The following is a 21,930-nucleotide window of genomic DNA, read 5'->3' as shown; positions in this document are numbered from 1 at the left end:
GGGGCCGGTCAGTGGTGGAGGATCTTGGACAGGAAGTCGCGGGCCCGGTCGGTCCGCGGTTCGGTGAAGAACTCCTCCGGCACCCGGTCCTCGATGATCTGCCCGTCGGACATGAAGACCACCCGGTCGGCGGCGGACCGCGCGAAGCCCATCTCGTGGGTGACCACGACCATCGTCATGCCCTCCTCGGCGAGTTGCTGCATCACTTCCAGCACCTCGTTGATCATCTCGGGGTCGAGGGCCGAGGTGGGCTCGTCGAAGAGCATCGCCTTGGGGTCCATGGCCAGCGCGCGGGCGATCGCCACCCGCTGCTGCTGGCCGCCGGACAGCTGGGCGGGCAGCTTGTCCGCCTGCGCCGACAGGCCGACCCGGTCCAGGAGTTCGCGGGCCTTGCGCTCGGCGTCGGCCTTGGAGCGGCGGCGTACCTTCAGCGGCGCCAGCATCACGTTGTCCAGCACGGTCCGGTGGGCGAAGAGGTTGAAGGACTGGAAGACCATGCCGACGTCGGCGCGCAGCCGGGCCAGCGGGCGGCCCTCGGCGGGCAGCGGCAGGCCGTCGACGGTGATGGTGCCCGACTCCACCGGCTCCAGCCGGTTGATCGCCCGGCACAGAGTGGACTTGCCGGACCCCGAGGGGCCGATGATCACCACCACCTCGCCCCGGCCGACGGTCAGGTCGATGTCCTTGAGCACATGGAGCCGGCCGAAGTGCTTGTTGACACCGCTGAGGACGATCAGTGGTTCCGGCATGCCCGCGGCGGTCAGCCGAGCACGCGGTGGACGAGCGTGTCGCGTTCGGTCTGCGGGATCGCGGTCCAGCGCATGCCGCGCAGGGCGCCTTCGAGGGCGAGCAGGGTGTGGGTGCAGGCGTCGTCCGGCAGGTCGGGGCGGATCTTCTCGAAGGCCCTGCCTGAGCCCAGCCGGCGCAGTTCGCCCGCGTCGTCGACGCCCGCGCGGCGCAGACGGTCGGCGAGCACCGCCCCGATGTTCGGCAGCTGCTGTAGGGAGTCCACGTGGTGCCTCCGGTGCCAGGCTGATGGGTGGGTCAAGGGAACGTCTGACGCCATCATGCACATACGCCGTGCCGCAGCCGGGCGACCACGCCCCTGACACGCCCTGGCCTGACCCCTCCGTACTGCGCGGACCACTGATTCGGGTGACGGCGCGTCACCCGATGGACGCAGCCGCCCCTTCGCCGCTTTTGTCGCACTCCTTCCCCGTCCCAGTGCTTCGCCGTTGCCGCGGTGCCGCGCTGTCTCAGTCCTGCGCGGTCTCCGCCAGCACCTGGGACAGTTCGGGGCTGCCGTTCTCGGCCCAGGCGTGGCCCAGTTCGACGGTGTCGATCTCCCGGCCGGTCGCGAGCCGCACCACGGGGCCGCCGTTGGGCGACACCTCCCAGCCGGCGCCGGGCACGGTACGGACGATGACGGTGCCGAGATAGAGGCCCGCGTCGTTGCCGAGCCGGTCGAGCGCCTGCTCCTCCTCGTCGCGCCAGCTGGGCACGAGTTGGTCCAGCGCGCTCAACGAGGCGGCGGAGTCGTCGAGTTCCACCCCGTCCTCGGCCGCGCGGTCCCGCAGGAGCTGGCATTCGCCGAGGAGTTCGGCCAGCGTCTCGGGGCCGGGCCGGCCCCCGTCGCCGAACACGGCGAAGCGGGCCGGGACATGCCGCTGGCGCCATCGGGTGATGAGAGGGATGTCCATCGCCCCAGCCTGGCACCGCATTAGCCGGTCCGATACCAGGCGCGCGGCTCACAGCACGTATACGCCGCCGGACGCACCGTCCATACGCGCGCCGCCGCCCGGCGGCGGTCGGTCCGGCCGCCGTCAGTGCGGCAGCGCCTCCGCGGCCGGTTCGCCGACAGCGCACCGGAGGGCGTCACCGGTACGGGCGGCGCTTCCCGAGGGCGGCCCGTCAGGTGTCGAGGTCCACCACGACCGGGGCGTGGTCGGAGGCGCCCTTGCCCTTGCGCTCCTCGCGGTCCACATACGCGTCGGCGACCGCCTTGCCGAACGGCTCGTTGCCGTAGACCAGGTCGATGCGCATGCCGCGGTTCTTGGGGAAGCCGAGCTGGCGGTAGTCCCAGTAGGTGAACGGGTGGTCGTACTTCAGCGGGCGCGGCACCACGTCGGTCAGGCCGGTGCCGCGCAGCGCGGCCAGGGCCTCGCGCTCGGGGGCGGTGACATGCGTCGCGCCCTCGAAGACCGCGATGTCCCAGACGTCCTGGTCGGTCGGCGCCACGTTGTAGTCGCCGAGGACCGCGAAGGGGCGGTCGCCCGCCGCGTCCTCGGCCACGGCGGCGCGCAGCGCCTCGAACCACTGGAGCTTGTAGGCGTAGTGCGGGTGGCCGACCTCGCGGCCGTTGGGCACGTAGACCGACCAGAGCCGCACCGGGCCGCAGGTCGCGGACACCGCGCGCGGCTCCTGCACGTCCTCGTACGCCGGGCCGCCGGGCAGGCCCTTGACCACGTCGGTCAGGCCCACCCGGGAGATCAGCGCGACGCCGTTCCACCGCCCGTCGGCGTTGACCGCCGCCTCGTACCCCAGCTCGCGCAGCTCGTCGTACGGGAACTGCTCGTCGCTGCACTTGGTCTCCTGCACGCACAGGACGTCGGTGCGGCTGCTCTCCAGCCAGCCGAGCAGCCGGGGCAGCCGGGCGGTGATCGAGTTGATGTTCCAGGTCGCGATGCGCATGCCCACCAACCTAGCGGCTGGGTACGACAGCGGGCCGTACGCCCCGGCCGGGTCAGGCGGCGGTGCCGTCGCCCGGCGCGAGCCGCAGGTGGTCGGCGCCGCTCAGACCGCTCAGCTGGCTGTCGTAGATCGGCCGGGCCAGGTCGGTCAGCAGCGCGTCGTGCACGTCGACGGCGCGCCGCGGCTTGACCTCGCGGACGTAGTCGATCACCTCGGAGAGCTTGTTCCAGGGCGCCTGCACCGGCAGCAGCAGGGTGTCCACCGGGTGCCCGGGCACGGTGAGGGCGTCACCGGGGTGGAAGACGGCGCCGTCCACCAGGTAGCCGACATTGGTGATCCGCGGCAGGTCCGGGTGGATGATCGCGTGCAGCTCGCCGTGCACCTGCACGTCGAAGCCCGACGCGGTGAAGGTGTCTCCGTGGCCCACGGTGTGCACCCGGCCGGGGAAGGCGGCGCTGAGCTGGTCGGCGACGCTCGCCAGCGTCCACAGCTCGGCCGCCGGGTTGGCTTCGAGGCCGGCGAAGATCCGCTCGGGGTCGAAGTGGTCCGCGTGCTCATGGGTGACCAGGATGACGTCGGCACCGACCGCCGCGTCCTGCTCGCTGAAGGCACCGGGGTCGATGACGAGGGTCATCCCGTCCTTCTCCATCCGGACGCAGGAGTGCCTCTTCTTGGTCAGCTTCACTGGATTCCACCCTCGCCGGTACGCGTCGGTCGGACTCTCGGTACCCAGGGGCGCAGGGGCGCCCCTGGGGTGTGGCTTCCTGCGCCGCCGCGCGGAGCGGCGGCGCGCGTATCCCATCCTGCTACGGATGCCCGCCGGTCTCCTGTTCGACCACGGTGCGTGCCGCCGCCAGTGCCGCCCGTGCGGCCGGCAGGCCGCAGTAGACCGCGGTGTGCAGCAGCACCTCCTCGATCTCGGCAGGGCTCAGCCCGATCCGCAGCGCGCCCCTGACGTGGTCGGCCAGCTCGCCGAGCTGGCCGGTCGCGGTGAGCGCGGTGAGCGTGACACAGGCGCGGGTGCGCCGGTCGAGGCCGGGTCTGGCCCATATCTCGCCCCAGGCGTACCGGGTGGCGAAGGCGTCGAAGCCGCTGCCGAAGCCGTCACCGGGGGACGCGGGCCGGTCGGTGCCCGCGCTGTCGCCGATGACCTCGCTGCGGATGCGGGCGCCCTCGGCGAGCCGGTCGGGCGTCGCGGACGCCGGGATGCGGGCGGGCGGTACGGGCGGCACCGGGGGCGGGGGCTGCGGCACCGCTGCGGGGGCGTGGTCGTGCAGGACGGTGCCGAAGTGGGTGGCCAGCAGCTCGCCGACCGCGGCCGGCTCCTCGACGGGCGCGAGGTGGCCGGTGGCGGGCACCACGGCGAGCCGGGCGTCGGGGATGCCGGCGACCAGCAGCCGGGCGTCGGCGGGCGGCGTCTCGGTGTCGTCGGCGCCCGCCACCACCAGGGTGGGCACCCCGATGCTGCCGAGCGCGTCGCGGATGTCGAAGGCCGCCAGCGCCTCGCAGGCGGCCACGTAACAGGCCGGGTCGGTGGTGGCGACCATCTGCACGGCCCAGTCGGTGATCGCCGGCTGGGTGGCCAGGAAGGCGTCGGTGAACCAGCGCTTCGGGCCGGCCTGCGCGGTGCGCTCCAGGCCGTTGGCGCGCACCACGACCCCGCGCTGCCGCCAGGTGTCGGCGGTGCCGAAGCGGGCGGCGGCCGACACCAGCGCGAGCGCGGCGACCCGGTCGGGCCGCAGCAGCGCGAGCCGGGCGCCCACGGCCGCGCCGAGCGCGCAGCCGGCGTAGCCGAAGGTGTCGATGCCCTCGTCGTCCAGCACGGCGAGCAGCCGCCGTGCCAGGTCGTCGACGGAGGACGCGGGCTCGGCGGGCGCGCCGCCGTGCCCGGGCAGCTCGTAGCGCAGCACCCGCCAGTTGGCGGCGAGCATCGGCAGTTGCCGGTCCCACATGTGCCAGGTCGCGCCCAGGGCGGGACCGAGGACGAGCACGGGTGCGCCGTCGGGGCCGTCGAAGCGGTACTGCAGCGGCGGCGCTCCTGCGTACATGTCGTCCATGTCGTCGTAGTCGGCCATACGGTCGGCCGGCCGGCCGCCCGCGTAGTCGGCTGCGGCGCCGAAGGGCGCGTCGGTCGTCAGCTCGCTCATCGCTTCACGCTACCGACTCCGCGGGCCGATCGGGTCACCCACCCCCGAAGCCGTGCTGGAAGTTGACGGTGGACACGACGTAGACCACGGGGGTGTCGGCGTGTGTGAGGTCCACGGTGATGTCGTGGTCGGGCTTGTCGCCGGCCTGCTCGGTGGACATTCCGGCCCACAGGTGTGCCGGTACGGCGAAATTCCAGCCGACCTGCGCCGACTGCTCGGGGCTGATCGCGACCTTGCCGTCGCGCAGTGCCGCCCTGCTGGTGCCGAGCTGGGCGAGGAAGGTGTCCAGGCCGCCCGCGGTGGTGGTGAACTGGCAGTAGAACTCGCTGGTGTCCCAGGAGTTGGTCTCCAGGTAGCCGTCGTTGACGGTGCCGTCGGGGATCGGCACCTGGTAGATGCGGCGCTGGAGTTCGCTGGGGACGACCCAGGTCAGATGGCGCGCGGCGGCCTGCTTCTGGACGTCCTGGCCGCTGTCGCGGCTCTGCGCGGCGGAGATGATCACATAGCCGAGCGGGACCAGCACCAGCAGCGGCACCACCACCCAGCGCACCCAGCGCGGCAGGTCGCGCGGCGGCGGCAGCGCGGACGGCCCGCCGCCGCCCCGCCCGCCGCCGGGGCCGTCGTCGCCGGGTCCGCCGGGTCCCCCGCCTGCGGGGCCGCCGGGGGCGCGCTCACCGGCGGCGACGCCGGCCCGGTCGGCCGCGGAGGGGCCGGCGTCCTCGTCCTCGTACTGCGGTACGGCCTCCCGCTCGGGGGTCGTCGTCACGACTCGTCCCCCTGGCGGCCGGAGAGCAGGCCGTAGCGCTCGTAGCGCTCGACCCGGCGGCGGTTGGCGCGGCGGAAGCGGCGGGCGACCAGCCTGGCGAGGTCCGCGGCGCCGACCATGCCGGCCTCCGGTCCCAGCTCGGCCCTGGCGATCCTGGCCTCGGGGCGGTAGCCGCGGCCGGTCAGGGTGCGCCGGAAGGCGTCCCTGGCTGGGGTGATCAGCAGGTCGTCGGCGGCGCTGACGCCGCCGCCGATGACGAAGCAGGACGGGTCGAGCGCGGCGGCGAGGTTGGCCAGGCCGACGCCGAGCCACTGGCCGATGTCCTGGAACAGCTCGATGCACATCGGGTCGCCGGCCCTGGCCAGTTCGGTGATCATCGGTCCGGTGATGTCGCCGACGTTGCCGCCGACCCGGTCGATGATCCCGTAGGCGACGGGCGAGTCGGCGGCGGCCAGCTCGCGCGCCTCCCTGACCAGGGCGTTCCCTGAGCTGTACTGCTCCCAGCAGCCGCGGTTGCCGCACGCGCAGCGGTGCCCGCCCGGCACCACCTGCATATGGCCGAATTCGCCCGCGACTCCGTAGCGGCCCCGTTTGACGTGGCCGTCCTCCAGGATCGCGCCGCCGATGCCGGTGCCCAGGGTGATCATCACCAGGTCGGGTTCGCCGCGGCCGGCGCCGAAGCGCCATTCGGCCCAGGCGGCGGTGTTGGCGTCGTTGTCGACCATGACCGGTACGAGCAGGCGCTCGGCGAGCCGCTCGCGCAGCGGTTCGTCGCGCCAGGACAGGTGCGGGGCGAACAGGACGCGGGAGCGGTCGGCGTCCACCCAGCCGGCCGCGCCGATCCCGACCGCGTGCACGTCGTGCCGCTCGGACAGGTCGAGGACCAGCTCCACGATGGTGTCCTCGACCACCTTGGGGCTCTTGGACTTGTCGGGGGTCTCGGTGCGCAGCTGTTCGAGGATGACCCCGTCGGCGTCCACCACCCCGGCCATCACCTTGGTGCCGCCGATGTCGATGCCGACGGTCGGCACCCGCGGCGCGGTCAGGTGGCTGCGTCTCTCCCGGCGCTCGGCGCCGCTGACGTTCCGCCACACCGTCGCTCTGGCGGCGCTGCCGCGGTACACACGTTCACGATTGGCACTCAAGCGCGGGTCTCCGGGTCGGTGGCGTCCACCGGCTTCGTGGTGGCCGCCGGTGTGCGGCTCAGCTCATGCGTCAGCTCGTCCAGCTCGCTGCCCCCGGCCATCTCCCGGGTCAGCTCGTCCAGCGTAATGTCCTCCTTGAGGTGGCTGCCCGACATCGTTCCCCGCTTGAGCAGGACGAAGCGGTCCCCGACAAGGTAGGCGTGGTGCGGGTTGTGGGTGATGAGGACCACGCCGAGCCCGGCGTCGCGGGCCGCGGCCACGTATTTCAGCACCATTCCGGACTGCTTGACGCCGAGCGCGGCGGTGGGCTCGTCGAGCACCAGCACCTTCGCGCCGAAGTGCACGGCCCTGGCGATGGCCACGCACTGCCGCTCGCCGCCTGACAGCGTGCCGATCGGCTGGTCGACGTCCCGCAGGTCGATGCCCATCCGCAGCAGCGCGGCACGGGTCGTGCCGCGCATGGCGGCGACGTCCAGCCGGCGCAGCGGGCCGCGGCCCTTGGTGGGCTCGGAGCCGAGGAAGAAATTCCGCCATACGGGCATCAGCGGCACCACGGCCAGGTCCTGGTAGACGGTGGCGATGCCCCGGTCGAGGGCGTCGCGGGGTGAGGCGTGCCGTACCGGCTCCCCGTCGACCGCGTAGCTGCCGGAGTCGTGCGGGTGCAGCCCGGCGATGATCTTGATGAGGGTGGACTTGCCGGCGCCGTTGTCGCCCAGGACGCAGGTGATCTCGCCGGCGTGCACTTCGAGGGAGACGTCGCGCAGGGCGCGGACGTTCCCGTAGGACTTGGAGACGTCGGTCAGCGCGGCCAGGGGCGCGGCTGCCGGGTCGGTGGTCGCGGTCATGCGGTGGCCTCCGCCCGCCTGCGGACCCAGGCGTTGAGCAGGGTGGCGAGCAGCAGCATCGCCCCGAGGAAGAACTTGAACCAGTCCGGATTCCACTGGGCGTACACGATGCCCTTGTTGGTCATGCCGAAGATGAAGGCGCCGACCGCGGACCCGATGGCGCTGCCGTAGCCGCCGGTCATCAGGCAGCCGCCGATCACGGCCGCGATGATGTACAGGAACTCGTTGCCGACGCCCTCCCCCGACTGGACCACGTCGAAGGAGAACAGCAGGTGCTGGCCGGAGATCCAGGCGCAGAAGGCCACCGCCATGTACAGCCCGACCTTGGTGCGCGCCACGGGGACGCCGACCGCGCGGGCCGCGTCGGCGTGGCCGCCGGCCGCGAAGATCCAGTTGCCGGCCCGGGTGCGCAGCAGCACCCAGGTGGCGACCGCGACCAGGCCGAGCCACCACAGGATGGTCACCTGGAGGTCGACCGAGCCGATCGTCCAGTGCGAGGCGAAGACGTTCTGTGCCGCGGGGAAGCCCTCCATGTCGCCGATCGACTTGGTGGCGACGGTGCCGCTGATCAGCTTGGTCAGGCCGAGGTTCAGACCGGTCAGCATCAGGAAGGTGCCCAGCGTGATGATGAAGCTGGGCAGCTTGGTGCGCACCAGCATGATCCCGTTGAAGGCGCCCAGCGCCAGGGTCACCAGCAGCGAGACGCCGACGCCGACCCAGACGTTGGCGGTCAGCTGGAAGCTGATCATCGAGGAGGCCAGCGCGGAGCTGGTCACCATCACACCGGCCGACAGGTCGAATTCGCCGCCGATCATCAGCAGCGCCACCGGCACGGCCATGATGCCGATGGTGGAGGAGGCGTAGAGGACGGTGCCGAAGCTGGACCACTGGAGGAAGGAGTCGGCGGCGAAGGAGAAGAAGAGGAAGACCGCCGCGGCCCCGACGACCGCCCCCAGTTCGGGCCGTCCGAGCAGCCGCCGTACCAGGGACCGCGGCGCCAGCCGCTCGTCCGCGGCGAGGGCGAGGTCGCTCATCGGGTCCCCCGCTTGGCGTACGACAGCAGCGCGTCCGCGTCGTCCTTGGTGACGATCTGCGGGCCGGTGAGCACCGGCTGGCCGCCGCCGAGGGTGTCCTTGTTGTAGCGGTAGAGCCACAGCAGGTCCACCGCCTCGTAGCCCTGCAGATACGGCTGCTGGTCGACGGCGAAGCCGAGGGTGCCGTTCTTGAGGGAGGCCGCGACCTGCGGGTTGAGGTCGAAGGTGTCGATCTCGGCGGAGGAGCCCGACTGCTTCTTGGCCGAGGCGGCGGTGCCGGCGAAGGGCGCGCCGAGGGTCACGACGGCGTCGATGGACTTGTCGGACTGGAGCTTGGCCTGGATCGCGGACAGCGCGTCGGGCATGTTGGTGCCGTTGACGTAGAGGGTGTCCATCCGGCCGTGGAATTTCTCCTTGGCGCCGGCGCAGCGCTGTTCGAGGCCGACATTGCCCTGCTCGTGCAGGACGCACAGGGCGTGCTGCCTGCCGCGGGTGTTCAGCTCGTCGCCGACCGCGTTGCCGGCGATCGTCTCGTCCTGCCCGATGTGGGTGAGCGCCCCGAACTCCTTGGACTGGGCGGCACCCGAGTTGATGGTGATCACCGGGATGCCGGCCTTGACCGCCTTGGCGACGACGGCCTTCATGGCGTCGGGCTTGGCGAGGGTGACGACCAGGCCGTCCACATGGCTGTCGATCGCGGCCTGCACGAGCTGGGCCTGCTGGTCGCCCTGGTCGCTGTTGGAGTAGACGAACTTGATGTTGTCCTTGGCCGCGGCCTGCTTGGCGCCGCTCTGGACGATGTCCCAGAAGGTGTCGCCGGCTCCCGAGTGGGTGACCATGGCGACCGTCCAGTGCGGTGTGTCGACCGCCGAGCCGTTCGCGGTGAGCTTCTTGGCCCGGTCCTCCGCGCGCTTGCCGCCGGTGCTGCTGCATCCGGCGAGCCCGGCCGCGCCGAGCACCACCGCCAGCAGCGCGCCCAGCGCCTTCGTTCCCGCCCTTGCCATCGCCACGAGGCCCTGCCTTTCCGTACCGTTCCTGGTGCAGCCGAGGTGGGAGTGCTGCGAAAAGCTTCGAGCGACGACCATCCCGGCGGGCCAAGTATCCGTCAAGGGGTACGGCGACCCCGCCGCCGGGAGGCCGCGGGCGGCCCGCGGCCTGCGGTATACGGCTCAGCCGCGCACCAGCAGCCGGAATTCGAAGGTGTAGCGCGACGCCCGGTAGACATGGGCGCCGTATTCGACCGGCCGGCCGCGGTCGTCGTAGCTGACCCGGCGCATGGTGAGCAGCGCGGCCCCCGCCGGTTCGCCGAGCAGGTCGCACTCCTGCGGGCTGCCGGCCCTGGCGCCGACGCTCTGCTGGGCGCTGTGCAGGGTGACGCCGTGCCGCCGCATCAGGGAGTACAGGCCGCTGGTCTCCAGCTCGGCGCTGGGCAGGTCGAACAGGTCGCAGGGCAGGTAGTTGCACAGGTACGCCATCGGCTCGCCGCGGCTGAGCCGCAGCCGGTGCACCACGGTGACCTGGCAGGACTCCGGCAGCCCGAGCGCGGCGGCGACCTCGGCGGGGGCGGGGCCGCGGGTGTTGTGCAGCACCCGGGTGGTGGGGTGCAGGCCCGCGGCGGCGAGGTCGTCGTAGAGGCTGCTCAACTCCGGCGGGCGGGCCACCCCGGTGTGCACGACCTGGGTGCCGACGCCCCGGCGGCGCACCAGCAGGCCCTTGTCGACCAGCAGCCTGATGGCCTGCCGGACGGTGGGGCGGGACAGGCCGAGCCTGGCGGCCAGCTCGATCTCGTTGCCGAGCAGGCTGCCGGGGGTGAGCGCACCGTCCTCGATGGCCGTCTCCAGCTGGCGGGCCAGCTGGAAGTACAGCGGTACGGGGCTCGCCCGGTCCACGGCGAGCCGCAGCTGTGCGGGCTCGTGCTTGGGCACGCTGGGAGCGTAGCGGGACGACATCATGACGGGAAGTCCTTATGTCCGGACAAAGCGTTGACACAGGTGCGGGTGGCGAGGGAGGTTGGGACGGCGCGGTCAGCCATCACGTCTCCTCTTCGGAAGGGGCAGGAGCAGGTATGCGGATCGGACTCATCGGCGCCGGACGGATCGGCGCCTTCCACGCCGGGACGCTGCGGGCGCACCCCGATGTCGGCGAACTGCTGGTCGCCGACGCCGATCCGGCCCGCGCGCGGCAGGTGGCGGCCCGGCACGGTGGCCGCGCACTGCCGGTGGACCAGCTCTTCGCGGCACGGCCCGACGCGGTGGTGATCGCCTCGGCGACCGCCGCGCACGCGGGCCTGATCGTCCGGGCGGCGCAGGCGGGGGTGCCGGCCTTCTGCGAGAAGCCGATCGCGCTGGACCTGGCGGGCACCGTCGCCGCGCTGGACGCGGCGAGCGCGGCGGACGCGGTGCTGCAGATCGGTTTCCAGCGCCGCTTCGACCCGGGCTACCTGGCCGCCCGGCAGGCGGTCGCCGCAGGGCGGCTCGGCCGCCTGCACACCGTGCGCACCGTCAGTTCCGACCCGGCGCCGCCGCCGCCCGCGTACGTGCCGCTGTCCGGCGGGCTCTACCGGGACTGCCTGATCCACGACTTCGACATCCTGCGGTGGGTGACCGGGCGGGCGGTCACCGAGGTCTACGCGGCGGGGACGAACGTCGGCGCCGACTTCTTCCTGGCCGCGGGCGACGCGGACACCGCGGCGGTGCTGCTCACCCTGGAGGGCGGGGTGCTGGCCACCGCGACGGCGACCCGCTACAACGCCGCCGGGTACGACATCCGGATGGAGCTGACCGGCACCGAGGACCAGGTCGCGGTCGGCGTCACCGACCGCACCCCGCTGGCCTCGGTGGAGCCCGGCGCGGCTTCCCCGGCCCGGGCGCCCTGGTCGGGCTTCCTGGACCGCTTCGGCTCCGCCTACCGGGCCGAACTGGACACCTTCCTGCGCGTCGCACGCGGCACCGAGGCCAATCCCTGCGAGGGTCGGGACGCGCTGCGCGCCCTGCTGGTCGCCGAGGCGTGCGAGGTCTCCCGGCGCGAGCGGCGCCCGGTGCCGGTCGCCGAGGTCGAGGCGGCGGCGCGGGCCTGCCGCCTCGGCGGGCGCGGCGGATGGACCGAGCGGAACGGAGTGGTGGCGTGAGGCCGGAGCGGATCGCGGCGGCGCCGATCTCCTGGGGCGTGTGCGAAGTGCCCGGCTGGGGGCACCAGTTGACCCCCGACCGGGTACTGGAGGAGATGACGGGGCTGGGCATCACGGCCAGCGAGTTCGGCCCCGACGGCTTCCTGCCGGGGCCGCTGCTCGCCTCGTACGGTGTCACGGCGGTGGGCGGCTTCGTGCCCGCGGTGCTGCACGAGCCAGGCCACGACCCGCTGCCGGACGTACGGGCCGCGCTGGACCGCTTCACCACGGCCGGCGCCCGGACGCTCGTGCTGGCGGCGGCGACCGGCCTCGACGGCTACGACGAACGCCCGGAAGTGGACGCGGCGGGCTGGCGCACCCTGCTGGCCCGGCTGGACGAGATCGCCGCGCTCGCGGATTCCCTCGGCGTGACCGCGGCGCTGCACCCGCACGTCGGCACGGTCGTCGAGGGTCCCGGCGAGGTCGACCGGGTGCTCGACGGCAGCGGCGTCGGCCTGTGCCTGGACACCGGCCATCTGCTGATCGGCGGCACCGACCCGGTCGCCCTCGCCGCGCGCGCCGCCGACCGCGTCGCCCACGTCCACCTCAAGGACGTCCACGCGCCGACCGCGACCGCGGTACGCACCGGCCGCACCGCCTACACCGCCGCGGCCGGCGCCGGCCTCTACCGCCCGCTCGGCGAGGGCGACCTCGACCTGGCGGCGCTGCTGGCGGCGCTGGAATCCGCGCGCTACCCCGGCTGGTACGTGATGGAGCAGGACACCGTGCTGGCGTCGGAACCGCCGCCGGGCGCGGGGCCGTCGGCCGATGTGCGGACCTCCCTGGACTGGCTGCTGGCGTGGACGGCGCAGCCGTGACGGCCGGCGGGCCGTACGAGGTCGTCACACTGGGGCGGGTCGGGGTGGACCTCTACCCCGAGCAGAGCGGGATCGGGCTCGCCGAGGTGCGGAGCTTCGCGCGCTACCTCGGCGGCACCGCGGGGAATGTCGCGGTCGCGGGCGCCCGGCTGGGCCTGCGGACGGCGGTGCTCAGCGGGGTGGGACCCGATCCGTTCGGCGACTACGTGCGCAGCGCGCTCACCGGCTTCGGCGTGGACGCGAGCCTCGTCGCGACGGTGCCCGACACGCAGACCCCGGTGACCTTCTGCGAGCTCTTCCCGCCCGACGACTTCCCGATCCACTTCTACCGCCGCCCGGTCGCGCCCGACGAGTGCCTGACCCCCGCCCTGCTGGACGTGCCCGCCGTCGCGGCGGCGGTGCGCACCGCCCGGGCGCTGTGGATCACCGGCTCGGCGCTGGCCGTCGAGCCGACCCGCTCCACGGTCCTCGCCGCACTCGACCTGCGCGCGGGCGGCGAGGTCTGGTTCGACCTGGACTGGCGGCCCGTCTTCTGGGCCGACCCCGCGCAGGCCCCGGCGCTCTACGCCCGCGCCCTGTCGTACGCGACGGTCGCGGTCGGCAACCGGGCCGAGGTCGAGGTCGCGGTGGGCAGCGCGGACCCGGAGACGGCGGCCGGGCTGCTGCTGGAGCGCGGGGTGCGCACGGCGGTGGTCAAGCAGGGGCCGGCCGGCGCGCTGGCCCGTACCGCCGCGGGCGAGCGGTGTGTGGCGCCGCCGGTGCCGGTGACCGTGGTCAACGGGCTCGGCGCGGGCGACGCCTTCGGCGGCGCCCTGTGCGCGGGCCTGATCGCGGGCGACCCGCTGCCGCAGGTGCTGCGGGCGGCGAACGCGGCGGGCGCGATCGTCGCCTCGCGGCTGGCGTGCGCGGACGCGATGCCCTCGCGCGCGGAGATCGACGCGCTGCTGCGGCCCGGGGCGGCGCCGCTGCCGCGCACCGGGGTCGAGCGCTCGTGAGGCGCCGCCCCGCCGAAGGCCACAGGGGAACCATGGGCGCCTGCCGGGGAGTTGACCTGCCATGACGCATCTGCCCGCCGGCCGCACCGCCTGTGAAGGACACGACCTGTGGATCGACCCGGCGTCGGCGGGCTGGGCGTATTCGGCGCTGCGGGTGCTGACCCTGGAACCGGGCGGGCAGCGGGCGTTCGGGACCGGGGACAGCGAGTGGATCGTGCTGCCGCTGGCGGGGGCGTGCACGGTGCTGGCCGACGGGGAGACCTTCGCGCTGCAAGGCCGCGCCGACGTCTTCTCCGGGGTGACGGACTTCGCGTATCTGCCGCGTGACGCCCACACGGTGATCGCGTCCGCCGCGGGCGGGCGCTTCGCGCTGGCCGGGGCGCGCTGCTCGCGGCGGCTGCCGGCCCGCTACGGCCCGGCGTCCGGCGTGCCGGTGGAGCTGCGCGGCGCGGGCGGCGCGAGCCGCCAGGTGAACAACTTCGCCGCCGCCGACGTCTTCGCGTGCGACCGGCTGATCGCGGTGGAGGTGCTGACCCCCGGCGGCAACTGGTCGTCCTTCCCGCCGCACAAGCACGACGAGGCCGGGCCGCACGAGTCGCGGCTCGAAGAGATCTACTACTACGAACTGGCCGGCGGCCCGGCCGCGGTCGGCTACCAGCGGGTCTATCCGTCGCCGGGCGGCAGCACCGATGTGCTGGCCGAAGTCCGCTCGGGCGACGCCGTGCTGATCCCGGACGGCTGGCACGGCCCGAGCATGGCGGTGCCCGGGTACGACATGTACTACCTCAATGTGATGGCGGGTCCGGGGCCTTCGCGGTCCTGGCTGATCAGCGACGACCCCGCGCACGCGTGGGTACGGGACAGCTGGGCGGGCGAGGACCCGGATCCGCGGCTGCCGTTGTACGAGGCCCCGGCACGGGAGGACGGCTCATGAGGCTCACCGTCGCGCAGGCACTGGTCCGCTTCCTGTCGGTGCAGTTCACCGAGCGGGACGGGGTGCGGCACCGCACGGTCGCCGGGATGTGGGGCATCTTCGGGCACGGCAATGTCGCCGGCGTCGGCCAGGCGCTGCTGGAGGCCGGCCCCGCGGTGATGCCCTTCCACCAGGGCCGCAATGAGCAGGCGATGGTGCACGCGGCGGTCGGCCACGCCCGGATGACACACCGGCTCTCCGCCCTGGCCTGCACCACCTCGATCGGCCCCGGCGCGACGAACCTGGTCACCGGCGCGGCCCTGGCGACCGTCAACCGGATGCCGGTGCTGCTGCTCCCGGGCGACGTCTTCGCGACCCGGCCCGCCGACCCGGTGCTCCAGCAGCTCGAAGTGCCGTGGGCCTACGACGTGTCCGTCAATGACGCGCTGCGTCCGGTGTCCCGCTACTTCGACCGGATCTGGCGGCCCGAGATGCTGCCCGCCTCGCTGCTCCAGGCGATGCGGGTGCTGACCGACCCGGTGGACACCGGCGCGGTCACCCTGGCACTGCCGCAGGATGTGCAGACCGAGGCCCACGACTGGCCGGACGAGTTGTTCAGGGAGCGGGTCTGGCACGTACGGCGTCCGGTGCCTGACGCGGCGGCGCTCGCCGAGGGCGCCGCGCTGCTGCGGTCGGCCCGGCGCCCGCTGATCGTGGCGGGCGGCGGCGTCCGCCACGCCGAAGCGGCCCCCGTGCTCGCGGAGTTCGCCGCCTCGACCGGCATCCCGGTGGCGGAGACGCAGGCCGGGAAGGGTTCGCTGCGCTGGGACCACCCGCAGGCGCTGGGGGCGATCGGCCACACCGGTACGGCCCCGGCGGACGCGGCGGCGCGGGAGGCCGACGTGGTGCTGGGCGCCGGCACCCGCTGGACGGACTTCACGACCGCGTCCGGCTCGCTCTTCGCGCCGGACGCGCGCTTCGTGAATCTCAACGCGGCCTCCTTCGACGGCCACAAGATGTCGGGGCTCGCCCTGGTCGGCGACGCCAGGGCCGGGCTGGCCGCGCTGGCGGCCGAGTTGGACGGCTTCCGGGCACCGCGGCGGACGTACGCCGTCGCCGAGTGGCGGGCGCGTACGGACGCGGCCCTCGGCGACGGGGACGGGCCGTGGCCGCCCTCGCAGTGCGAGGTGATCGGCGCGCTGGACGCGGTGCTCGGCGACCGGGACGTGCTGGTCAACGCGGCCGGGTCGCTGCCGGGCGACCTGCACAAGCTGTGGCGGTCCCGCGACCCGGAGCAATATCACGTCGAGTACGGCTATTCGTGCATGGGTTACGAGATCCCGGCCGCGATCGGGGTACGGCTCGCGGCCCCCGACCGCGAGGTCTTCGCGCTGGTCGGCGACGGCACGTACCTGATGGCGCCGACCGAGATCGTCACCGCGGTCCAGGAGGGCATCCCGGTCAACCTGGTGATCGTCCAGAACCACGGCTACGCCTCGATCGGCGGCCTGTCGGCCCAGGTCGGCGCCGAGAGCTTCGGCACCGCCTACCGCTTCCCCGGCGCGGGCGGCGACCTCACCGGCGCCCCGCTCCCGGTCGACCTGGCGGCGAACGCGGCCAGCCTCGGCCTTGAGGTCTTCACCCCGGGCAGCGCGAAGGAGCTGCGTGCGGCGCTGGCCGCCGCCCGCACCTCGCCGCGCGCGACGGCCGTCTACGTCGAGACCGACCCGTCCCGCCAGGGTCCGCCCGCCGAGGCCTGGTGGGACGTCCCAGTCGCCGAGGTCTCCGGCCGCGCGGCCACCCGCGCGGCCCGCACCGCCTACGAGGCGGCCCGACCGGCACCGGGAGCCCGCCCGGCGCTGTGAGGTCCACCGCGCCGGGTGTCGGGCGGCACACCCGCGCCGGGTGCGGACGTCGGCCCGGCAGCGATGCCGCCGGGCACCCGGTGGCGGCCGGCGCTGCCGCACCGCTGGCACGGTCAGCGCCCCGGCTCACCCCACCGGCTCGTCCGCGGGCTTCTCCGCCGGGCCGAAGTCGACGTCGGCGGTGCTGACCGTGCCGGCGGTGCGGCCGGGGGCCTTGTGATAGCGCCAGTAGAGATTCGTGTGCGCGATGACCTTGTCCGGCGGCGGGGCGCCGAACGACGTCAGGTCCTCGGTCGTATGGGCGTCCCGCACCAGCGTCACGTCATAGCCGCGGGTGAAAGCCCCGTGCAGCGTCGCGCGGATGCACTCGTCGGTCTGGGCGCCGGCGACCACCAGCCGCCCGATGCCGCGCCCGGCGAGCACCGACTCCAGCTCCGTCGCCTCGAAGGAGTCCGCGTACTCCTTCTGCACCAGCGGCTCGGCCTCGTCCCGCACCAGCTCCGGCACATAGCTCCAGCTCTCACTGCCGCTGACCAGCTCGTCGCTGTTGTGCTGCACCCACACGACCGCCGCGCCCGCGGCCCGTGCCTTGTCGACGAGGGTGGCGACATTCGCCACGACGGCGTCCCGGTCGTGCGCCTCCCCCACCACGCCCTTCTGCACGTCGATGACGAGCAGCGCCGTATCCGGTCGGTTCTCCAGCGTGGTCATGGTGCCTCCGTGCGCGTACGGGTCCGCCTGCCCGTCCGACCCTACGGCCGACCACCGACATCGCCGCGGATCCCCGCCGTCCGCCGCCGCCAGGAGACGGCGCCCGCACGAACGGTGGCCGAACCCCGTCCGCGCGTGTGTCGCCTGATGGTCACAAACACCCGCCGGACGCGGCCCGTCCGCGGTCGCGTACTTACGCTGCTGGTCCGCGGACGATCGCGGCGGGAACGGAGTCGGGGGGATCGGGAAACGCGGCAGCGGGGATGGAGCCCGGGCGGGCGGGTGGTCGGCGGGCGGTACCGGCTGACCGGGAAGCTCGGAGCGGACGCGGCCGACACGGCGCAAGGTCACGCTGTGGGACGTCGCCACCGCAAGCCCCGGTGCCACCTGGACCGGCGCGTACGGCACGGCCCGCTCGGTGTCTACAGCCCCGACGGCTCGACGGTGGCCAGCGGCGACACGAAGTCGGTCCGCCTCTGGTACGTCCCCCGCTGACGCCCACCCGGCCGCTCACACGGCGAAGCGGCCCGCCTTCACATCGGCGACGAAGTCCGCCCAGGCCGCCGCTGGGAAGACCAGGGCCGGACCCTGCGGATCCTTGCTGTCACGCACCGGCATGACACCCGGGACGCCGTCAGCGACCTCGACGCAGTCGCCGTTGTCCCCGCCGCTGTAACTCGACTTACGCCACGTCGTCAGCACGGACGCATCAAGAATGTGCCGAGAGGTCATGGAGCTCGTACTCCTTAGCCACCGATTCGATCATGCCCAGGGATGCCTCGGGCGAGAGCCCCGCGGCCTTGGCGAGATCGTAGGCGTCCCGGTACGCACGGACCAGAGCCGGGTCGTCGATGAAGGAACCGGTGTACAGACCCTCGACGTATGCGGCGTCGGGCTCGTCCTCGAAGCGCATCAACGACATCATGCTGGCCATGGTCGCGTGCGCCCCGGCAGTGTGCGGGATCACCTGGACCAGGACACGCCCCGCCCGGCCGAGCGCGACGATGTGGCTCAGCTGCTCGGCCATGACAGCGGGGCCGCCGACAACAGCCCTGAGCACGTTCTCGTTGAGGATCGTTCACACCTCGGGGCCGCCGCGCGACTTGAGGATCTCGGCGCGCGCGAGCCGGTTGACAACGAGCTTGTCAACCTCCTCAGGAACGTAGTTCGCGTGCTGCGCGCGGAACACCGCACGGGCGTAGCGCTCGGTCTGGAAGATGCCGGGGACGAGAGACACGGCGTAGGACCAGATCGCTATGGCCCGCGTCTCCGCGTCCGCGGCCTCGTTGAAGTGCTCGGCGTAGCGCCTGCCGGTGAGTGTCGGCAGGAAGCGGACGAAGAAACCGTCCGTGCACAGCGTGTTGTCCAGGCGTTTCGCGTCGTCAAGACGCGGCTTGCGACGGCCGGCCTCGATGTGGGCGATCATCGACGGCGACAGGATCACCGCCTCGCCGAGCGCCAGTTGGGTGAGCCCGGCGGCCTCGCGGCGGATTCGCAGCTCCTCGCCGTACATGACCCTCGGGTCCGTGCCGTTGTTGCGTGTCGGATCCGCCACCACGAATCTCCCCTCGTTGACAGCCGCGTTGGAGGGCTGCGCCTTCTGTCAAGGCTATCCCCGGCCACGTCAGGCTGTGAGCGGATCGGCACAGAGGGTGCCGGGCGAGGAAAGGGGACGCGTCGTGGAGATGCTCGGCAGCGAGGTCGGGGAGGGCGGGTGCGTGGTCAGCCGGTGGCCGCTCACCGCGTACTCCGTGGGGTGCGCGCGGCACGAACTGCGGGCGGCACTCAGCGGCTGGGGCCTCGACCACCTCGCCGACCCGGCGGAACTCGTCCTCTCCGAGCTGCTGACGAACGCCGTCCGTCATGCCCGTGCACCCCGGGGGCGTCTGGTCGAGACGCGGTACGAGCGCCAGAAGCACGCCATTCGCATCGAGGTGCACGACGCCAACGACCGGCCGCCGCAGCGGCGGCGCCCCGCGGACGACGACGAGGGCGGCCGGGGGCTCGCTCTGGTCGACGCGCTCACTGAGCAGCGGTGGGGGGTCAGTTCACGCCAGGGCGTCGGGAAACTGGTCTGGGCCGTGGTCGGTTGACCTGCCGAGCGCGGCAGTACCGCGGCCCCGCCTTCGCGCGCCGGGCGCGGGTGGACGGGACGATGGCGCCGCCGGTGAAATGCCGCAGGTACCACCGGGGCCCGCGTCGGCCGGAGCTGGCTCAGGGCCGCCGGTCAGGGATAAAGGTCGTATGGACTCCACCCGGGCCAACGCCTACCTCCGCCGTATCGGCGCCGCACGACCGACCGCCGCCGACGCGGAGTCGCTGCATACGCTCCACCTCCGGCACCTGCTGACCGTGCCGTTCGAGAACCTGTCGATCCACCTCGGCCAGGACATCGTCCTGACGGACACCGCCCTGGTCGAGAAGGTCGTCGGCGCCGAGCGCGGCGGCTTCTGCTACGAACTCAACGGCGCTTTCGCCGCTTTGCTGCGCTCGCTCGGCTACGGGGTGGACCTGCTGGCGGCCCGGGTGTTCGGCGACGGCGGGCTGCTCGGGCCGCCGTACGACCACTTGGCGCTACGGGTCACGACGGCGGACGGCGGCGGACCGTGGCTGGCGGACATCGGCTTCGGGCGGCACAGCCACTATCCGCTCGACTACGGCAGCCGGGCGGACCAGCACGAGCCCGGCGGCGTCTTCCGTATCGCCGAGACAGCGGAAGGCGACCTGGACGTCTCGCACAACGGCAGCCCGGTCTACCGGCTTGAGCAACGCCCGCGCGCGCTGGGCGACTTCGAGGCGACCTGCTGGTGGCAGCGCACCTCGCCGACCTCGACCTTCCGGCAGTCGCTGGTCTGCTCCCGGCTGACCGGCACCGGGCGGGTGACCCTCAGCGGGCGGAAGCTGGTGGTGACCGACCACGAAGGCGGCCGGGAGGAGCGGGAGTTGGGCGACGGCGAGATCCTGGCCGCCTACCGCGAGCACTTCGGCATCGCGCTCGACCGCGAACCGGCCGTCGCCCCGGTCGGCTAGCCGGGCTCGGAGAAGAAGACGGACCGCAGCTTCAGGCGCGAAGAGGCGTGGCCGCCGTTGGCGCGCAGCGTGAAGTGGTCGCCGGTGCAGTCCGCGCCGGTGAAGACGGTGGCGGTGGCGTCGGTCTCGTTGTACGGGGTGTCGGCCGGCGGCACACTCTCGTCCTCGACCTCGGGCAGCGTGATGCACCACCAGTTGCGCGGGCTCTCCAGGACGCCGACCCGGCCGCCGCCGTAGGAGTAGAAGAACGGGCCGTCCGCCGCGTGGGCGGACACCGGGAAGGACAGCGCGATGCCGACCGCGCAGGCCGCGGCGGCAATGGTCGTACGGATACGCACGGGTGAAACCCTTTCCTGGACGAGAAGTCGGAGCGGGGGTCACCGTAGAACGGAGCGAATGGGGCGAAACGCTTCTGCGGGGCGGGAGCGCTTCCCGGGCGCGTCGCCGCGCCCGGGCCTACGGGGCGAGCGGGCGTGCCCGGGCCGTCCGCCGGGCCTTCGGGTGGCCCGGGCCTTCGGACCGCCGGGTCAGACGTCCCAGGCGGCCCGCACGCCCGCGAAGAACTCGTGGAAGCCCGGGAAGGTCTTCTTCACGCACTCCGGGTCGTCGAAGGTCGTGCCCGGCGTCCGCAGCCCCGCCACCGCGAAGCTCATCGCCATCCGGTGGTCGCCGCGGCAGGCGATCTCCACCGGGGCCGGGGTGCCCGGCTGGATCTCGATCCAGTCCCGGCCGGTCTCGACCGCGATGCCCTGCGCACGGAGGTTCTCGGCGCAGGCGTCCAGCCGGTCGCACTCCTTGATACGGGTGTTGTACACGTCCTCGATCCGCACCGGGCCGTCCGCGAACGGGGCGATCGCCGCGAGGGTGGGCATCGTGTCGGAGATGTCCCGCATGTTGACGGTGACGCCGGACAGGCCCCCCGTGCCGGTCACCGTCGTGGCGTCCGGGCCGATCTCGACGTCGGCGCCCATGGAGCGCAGCACCTCCACGAACTGGAGGTCGCCCTGGAGCGCGCCCTGTCCCAGGCCGGGGACGGTGGCGGTCCTGCCCGCGAGAGCGGCGGCGGCGAAGACGTAGCTGGCGGCGGAGGCGTCCGGCTCGACCGCGTAGTCCGCCGCCCGGTAGCCGCCGGGCGGCACGACGAAGGTGTCGCCCTCGCGGGTCACTTCCACACCGAAGCCGCGCATCATCGCGAGGGTGATCTCGACGTACGGCACCGAGACGATACCGGTCACCCGGATCCGCAGGCCCTCCGCCGTCAGCGGGCCGGTCATCAGCAGCGCGGTCAGGAACTGCGAGGACAGGCTCGCGTCCAGCTCGACCTTGCCGCCCTTCATCCCGGCGGCCCGCACGGTCAGCGGGAGGTGTCCCTCGGCCTCCTCGTGCGCCAGGTCCACGCCGAGGGCGCGGAGGGCGTCGGTGAGGGGGGCCACCGGGCGGCGGCGCATCTGCGCGGAGGCGTCGAAGCGGAAGGTGCCGGCGCGGCCGGCCGACGCGAGGGCGGGGAGGAAGCGGGCGGCCGTCCCGGCGTCCCGGCAGTTCACCTCGGCGGTGGGCCGCGACGGGCCTTCGGGGCGGCCGGTGATCCGCCACGAGTCCACTGCACGGTGCACGTCGTAGCCGAGGGTGGCCAGGCCTTCCGCGAAGCCGTCGGTGTCGTCCGAGAGCAGGGGTTTGCGCAGGACGCTCTCCCCTTCCGCTGCCGCCGCCAGGAACAGCGCGCGTGCCGTCACGGACTTCGAACCGGGTACGGCGACGATCACGACTGCCTCCAGCATCTGCCCAGGGGGACACTCCCCCCGCC

The 21,930-nt window shown here is 73.3% G+C and carries 24 protein-coding genes and 1 pseudogene; 8 read left to right on the top strand and 17 right to left on the bottom strand.

What is annotated here, in order from left to right:
• Nucleotides 1–8: 8 nt before the first annotated feature.
• The 12 genes from V7E46_RS13345 to V7E46_RS13290 form a co-directional block, all read right to left on the bottom strand.
• A complete protein-coding gene (locus tag V7E46_RS13345; protein WP_333768610.1) occupies nt 9–749 on the bottom strand; it encodes an amino acid ABC transporter ATP-binding protein in 741 nt (246 codons plus the stop codon).
• An 11-nt stretch (nt 750–760) separates the two neighbouring features.
• On the bottom strand, nt 761–1,012 hold the full coding sequence (locus V7E46_RS13340; RefSeq protein WP_073500133.1) for a TfoX/Sxy family DNA transformation protein: 252 nt from the start codon (nt 1,010–1,012) through the stop codon (nt 761–763).
• Between the two features lie 244 nt (nt 1,013–1,256).
• A complete protein-coding gene (locus V7E46_RS13335; RefSeq protein ID WP_333768609.1) occupies nt 1,257–1,700 on the bottom strand; it encodes a DUF6278 family protein in 444 nt (147 codons plus the stop codon).
• 211 nt (nt 1,701–1,911) lie between these two features.
• Nucleotides 1,912–2,691 (bottom strand): exodeoxyribonuclease III, encoded by a 780-nt coding sequence (locus tag V7E46_RS13330; RefSeq protein WP_329173580.1) that lies wholly within the window; start codon nt 2,689–2,691, stop codon nt 1,912–1,914.
• Nucleotides 2,692–2,743: 52 nt separating this feature from the next.
• Complete coding sequence (locus tag V7E46_RS13325; protein WP_329173582.1) at nt 2,744–3,376, bottom strand: MBL fold metallo-hydrolase; 633 nt, start codon at nt 3,374–3,376, stop codon at nt 2,744–2,746.
• A 121-nt stretch (nt 3,377–3,497) separates the two neighbouring features.
• A complete protein-coding gene (gene pcaDC, locus V7E46_RS13320) occupies nt 3,498–4,838 on the bottom strand; it encodes a bifunctional 3-oxoadipate enol-lactonase/4-carboxymuconolactone decarboxylase PcaDC (protein ID WP_443054144.1) in 1,341 nt (446 codons plus the stop codon).
• A gap of 34 nt (nt 4,839–4,872) precedes the next feature.
• Entirely contained in the window at nt 4,873–5,604 is a 732-nt protein-coding gene (locus V7E46_RS13315; protein ID WP_333768608.1) for a hypothetical protein, read from the bottom strand.
• Complete coding sequence (locus V7E46_RS13310) at nt 5,601–6,749, bottom strand: ROK family glucokinase (RefSeq protein WP_333768607.1); 1,149 nt, start codon at nt 6,747–6,749, stop codon at nt 5,601–5,603. The genes V7E46_RS13315 and V7E46_RS13310 overlap by 4 nt, the downstream gene beginning before the upstream one ends.
• On the bottom strand, nt 6,746–7,594 hold the full coding sequence (locus V7E46_RS13305; protein WP_333768606.1) for an ATP-binding cassette domain-containing protein: 849 nt from the start codon (nt 7,592–7,594) through the stop codon (nt 6,746–6,748). The genes V7E46_RS13310 and V7E46_RS13305 overlap by 4 nt, the downstream gene beginning before the upstream one ends.
• Nucleotides 7,591–8,628, bottom strand: coding sequence for an ABC transporter permease (locus V7E46_RS13300; RefSeq protein WP_333768605.1), 1,038 nt, complete (start codon nt 8,626–8,628; stop codon nt 7,591–7,593). Before V7E46_RS13300 ends, V7E46_RS13305 begins: the two co-directional genes overlap by 4 nt.
• On the bottom strand, nt 8,625–9,632 hold the full coding sequence (locus V7E46_RS13295; RefSeq protein WP_443054143.1) for a sugar ABC transporter substrate-binding protein: 1,008 nt from the start codon (nt 9,630–9,632) through the stop codon (nt 8,625–8,627). Before V7E46_RS13295 ends, V7E46_RS13300 begins: the two co-directional genes overlap by 4 nt.
• Nucleotides 9,633–9,797: 165 nt before the next feature.
• The gene (locus V7E46_RS13290) at nt 9,798–10,577 is read right to left on the bottom strand and encodes a GntR family transcriptional regulator (RefSeq protein ID WP_443054146.1); all 780 of its coding nucleotides are present in this window, start codon (nt 10,575–10,577) and stop codon (nt 9,798–9,800) included.
• A gap of 116 nt (nt 10,578–10,693) precedes the next feature.
• Between V7E46_RS13290 and V7E46_RS13285 the strand changes: the two genes are divergently transcribed.
• The 5 genes from V7E46_RS13285 to iolD all read left to right on the top strand — a co-directional run bounded on the left by V7E46_RS13285 (nt 10,694) and on the right by iolD (nt 16,385).
• Entirely contained in the window at nt 10,694–11,755 is a 1,062-nt protein-coding gene (locus tag V7E46_RS13285; protein ID WP_333768603.1) for a Gfo/Idh/MocA family protein, read from the top strand.
• Entirely contained in the window at nt 11,752–12,612 is an 861-nt protein-coding gene (locus tag V7E46_RS13280) for a TIM barrel protein (RefSeq protein WP_333768602.1), read from the top strand. Before V7E46_RS13285 ends, V7E46_RS13280 begins: the two co-directional genes overlap by 4 nt.
• A complete protein-coding gene (iolC, locus tag V7E46_RS13275; protein ID WP_333768601.1) occupies nt 12,594–13,607 on the top strand; it encodes a 5-dehydro-2-deoxygluconokinase in 1,014 nt (337 codons plus the stop codon). The genes V7E46_RS13280 and iolC overlap by 19 nt, the downstream gene beginning before the upstream one ends.
• Before the next feature lie 61 nt (nt 13,608–13,668).
• Nucleotides 13,669–14,541, top strand: a complete 873-nt coding sequence (gene iolB / locus V7E46_RS13270; RefSeq protein WP_333768600.1) for a 5-deoxy-glucuronate isomerase — start codon at nt 13,669–13,671, stop codon at nt 14,539–14,541.
• Nucleotides 14,538–16,385, top strand: a complete 1,848-nt coding sequence (gene iolD / locus V7E46_RS13265) for a 3D-(3,5/4)-trihydroxycyclohexane-1,2-dione acylhydrolase (decyclizing) (RefSeq protein ID WP_333768599.1) — start codon at nt 14,538–14,540, stop codon at nt 16,383–16,385. The genes iolB and iolD overlap by 4 nt, the downstream gene beginning before the upstream one ends.
• Before the next feature lie 126 nt (nt 16,386–16,511).
• On the opposite strand, the gene V7E46_RS13260 is transcribed toward iolD, so the two are convergent.
• Complete coding sequence (locus V7E46_RS13260; RefSeq protein WP_333768598.1) at nt 16,512–17,096, bottom strand: cysteine hydrolase family protein; 585 nt, start codon at nt 17,094–17,096, stop codon at nt 16,512–16,514.
• Nucleotides 17,097–17,450: 354 nt separating this feature from the next.
• On the opposite strand from V7E46_RS13260, the gene V7E46_RS13255 reads away from it, so the two are divergent.
• Nucleotides 17,451–17,591, top strand: coding sequence for a hypothetical protein (locus tag V7E46_RS13255; protein WP_333768597.1), 141 nt, complete (start codon nt 17,451–17,453; stop codon nt 17,589–17,591).
• Nucleotides 17,592–17,606: 15 nt separating this feature from the next.
• Here V7E46_RS13255 and V7E46_RS13250 read toward each other — a convergent pair whose 3' ends face one another.
• Both V7E46_RS13250 and V7E46_RS13245 read right to left on the bottom strand, forming a co-directional pair.
• Nucleotides 17,607–17,828, bottom strand: a complete 222-nt coding sequence (locus V7E46_RS13250; protein ID WP_333768596.1) for a DUF397 domain-containing protein — start codon at nt 17,826–17,828, stop codon at nt 17,607–17,609.
• A pseudogene (locus tag V7E46_RS13245) lies at nt 17,806–18,609 on the bottom strand (helix-turn-helix domain-containing protein). The gene V7E46_RS13250 and the pseudogene V7E46_RS13245 overlap by 23 nt, the downstream one beginning before the upstream one ends.
• Nucleotides 18,610–18,781: 172 nt before the next feature.
• Here V7E46_RS13245 and V7E46_RS13240 point away from each other — a divergent pair.
• Both V7E46_RS13240 and V7E46_RS13235 read left to right on the top strand, forming a co-directional pair.
• Nucleotides 18,782–19,189, top strand: a complete 408-nt coding sequence (locus tag V7E46_RS13240) for an ATP-binding protein (RefSeq protein WP_333768621.1) — start codon at nt 18,782–18,784, stop codon at nt 19,187–19,189.
• Nucleotides 19,190–19,340: 151 nt separating this feature from the next.
• The gene (locus V7E46_RS13235) at nt 19,341–20,126 is read left to right on the top strand and encodes an arylamine N-acetyltransferase family protein (RefSeq protein ID WP_333768595.1); all 786 of its coding nucleotides are present in this window, start codon (nt 19,341–19,343) and stop codon (nt 20,124–20,126) included.
• Here the strand turns inward: V7E46_RS13235 and V7E46_RS13230 are convergent.
• Together V7E46_RS13230 and aroA are read right to left on the bottom strand one after the other, a co-directional pair.
• Nucleotides 20,123–20,464: a hypothetical protein gene (locus V7E46_RS13230; protein ID WP_333768594.1), complete on the bottom strand. Its 342-nt coding sequence runs from the start codon at nt 20,462–20,464 to the stop codon at nt 20,123–20,125. The genes V7E46_RS13235 and V7E46_RS13230 overlap by 4 nt on opposite strands.
• Before the next feature lie 189 nt (nt 20,465–20,653).
• Entirely contained in the window at nt 20,654–21,904 is a 1,251-nt protein-coding gene (gene aroA, locus V7E46_RS13225; RefSeq protein WP_333768593.1) for a 3-phosphoshikimate 1-carboxyvinyltransferase, read from the bottom strand.
• Between the last annotated feature and the right edge of the window lie 26 nt (nt 21,905–21,930).

The organism is Streptomyces sp. IBSBF 2435 (assembly GCF_036815005.1).
Taxonomy (GTDB): Bacteria; Actinomycetota; Actinomycetes; order Streptomycetales; family Streptomycetaceae; genus Actinacidiphila.
The sequence above is the reverse complement of the archived record's forward strand: the minus strand, read 5'-3'. Positions and strand labels throughout refer to the sequence as shown.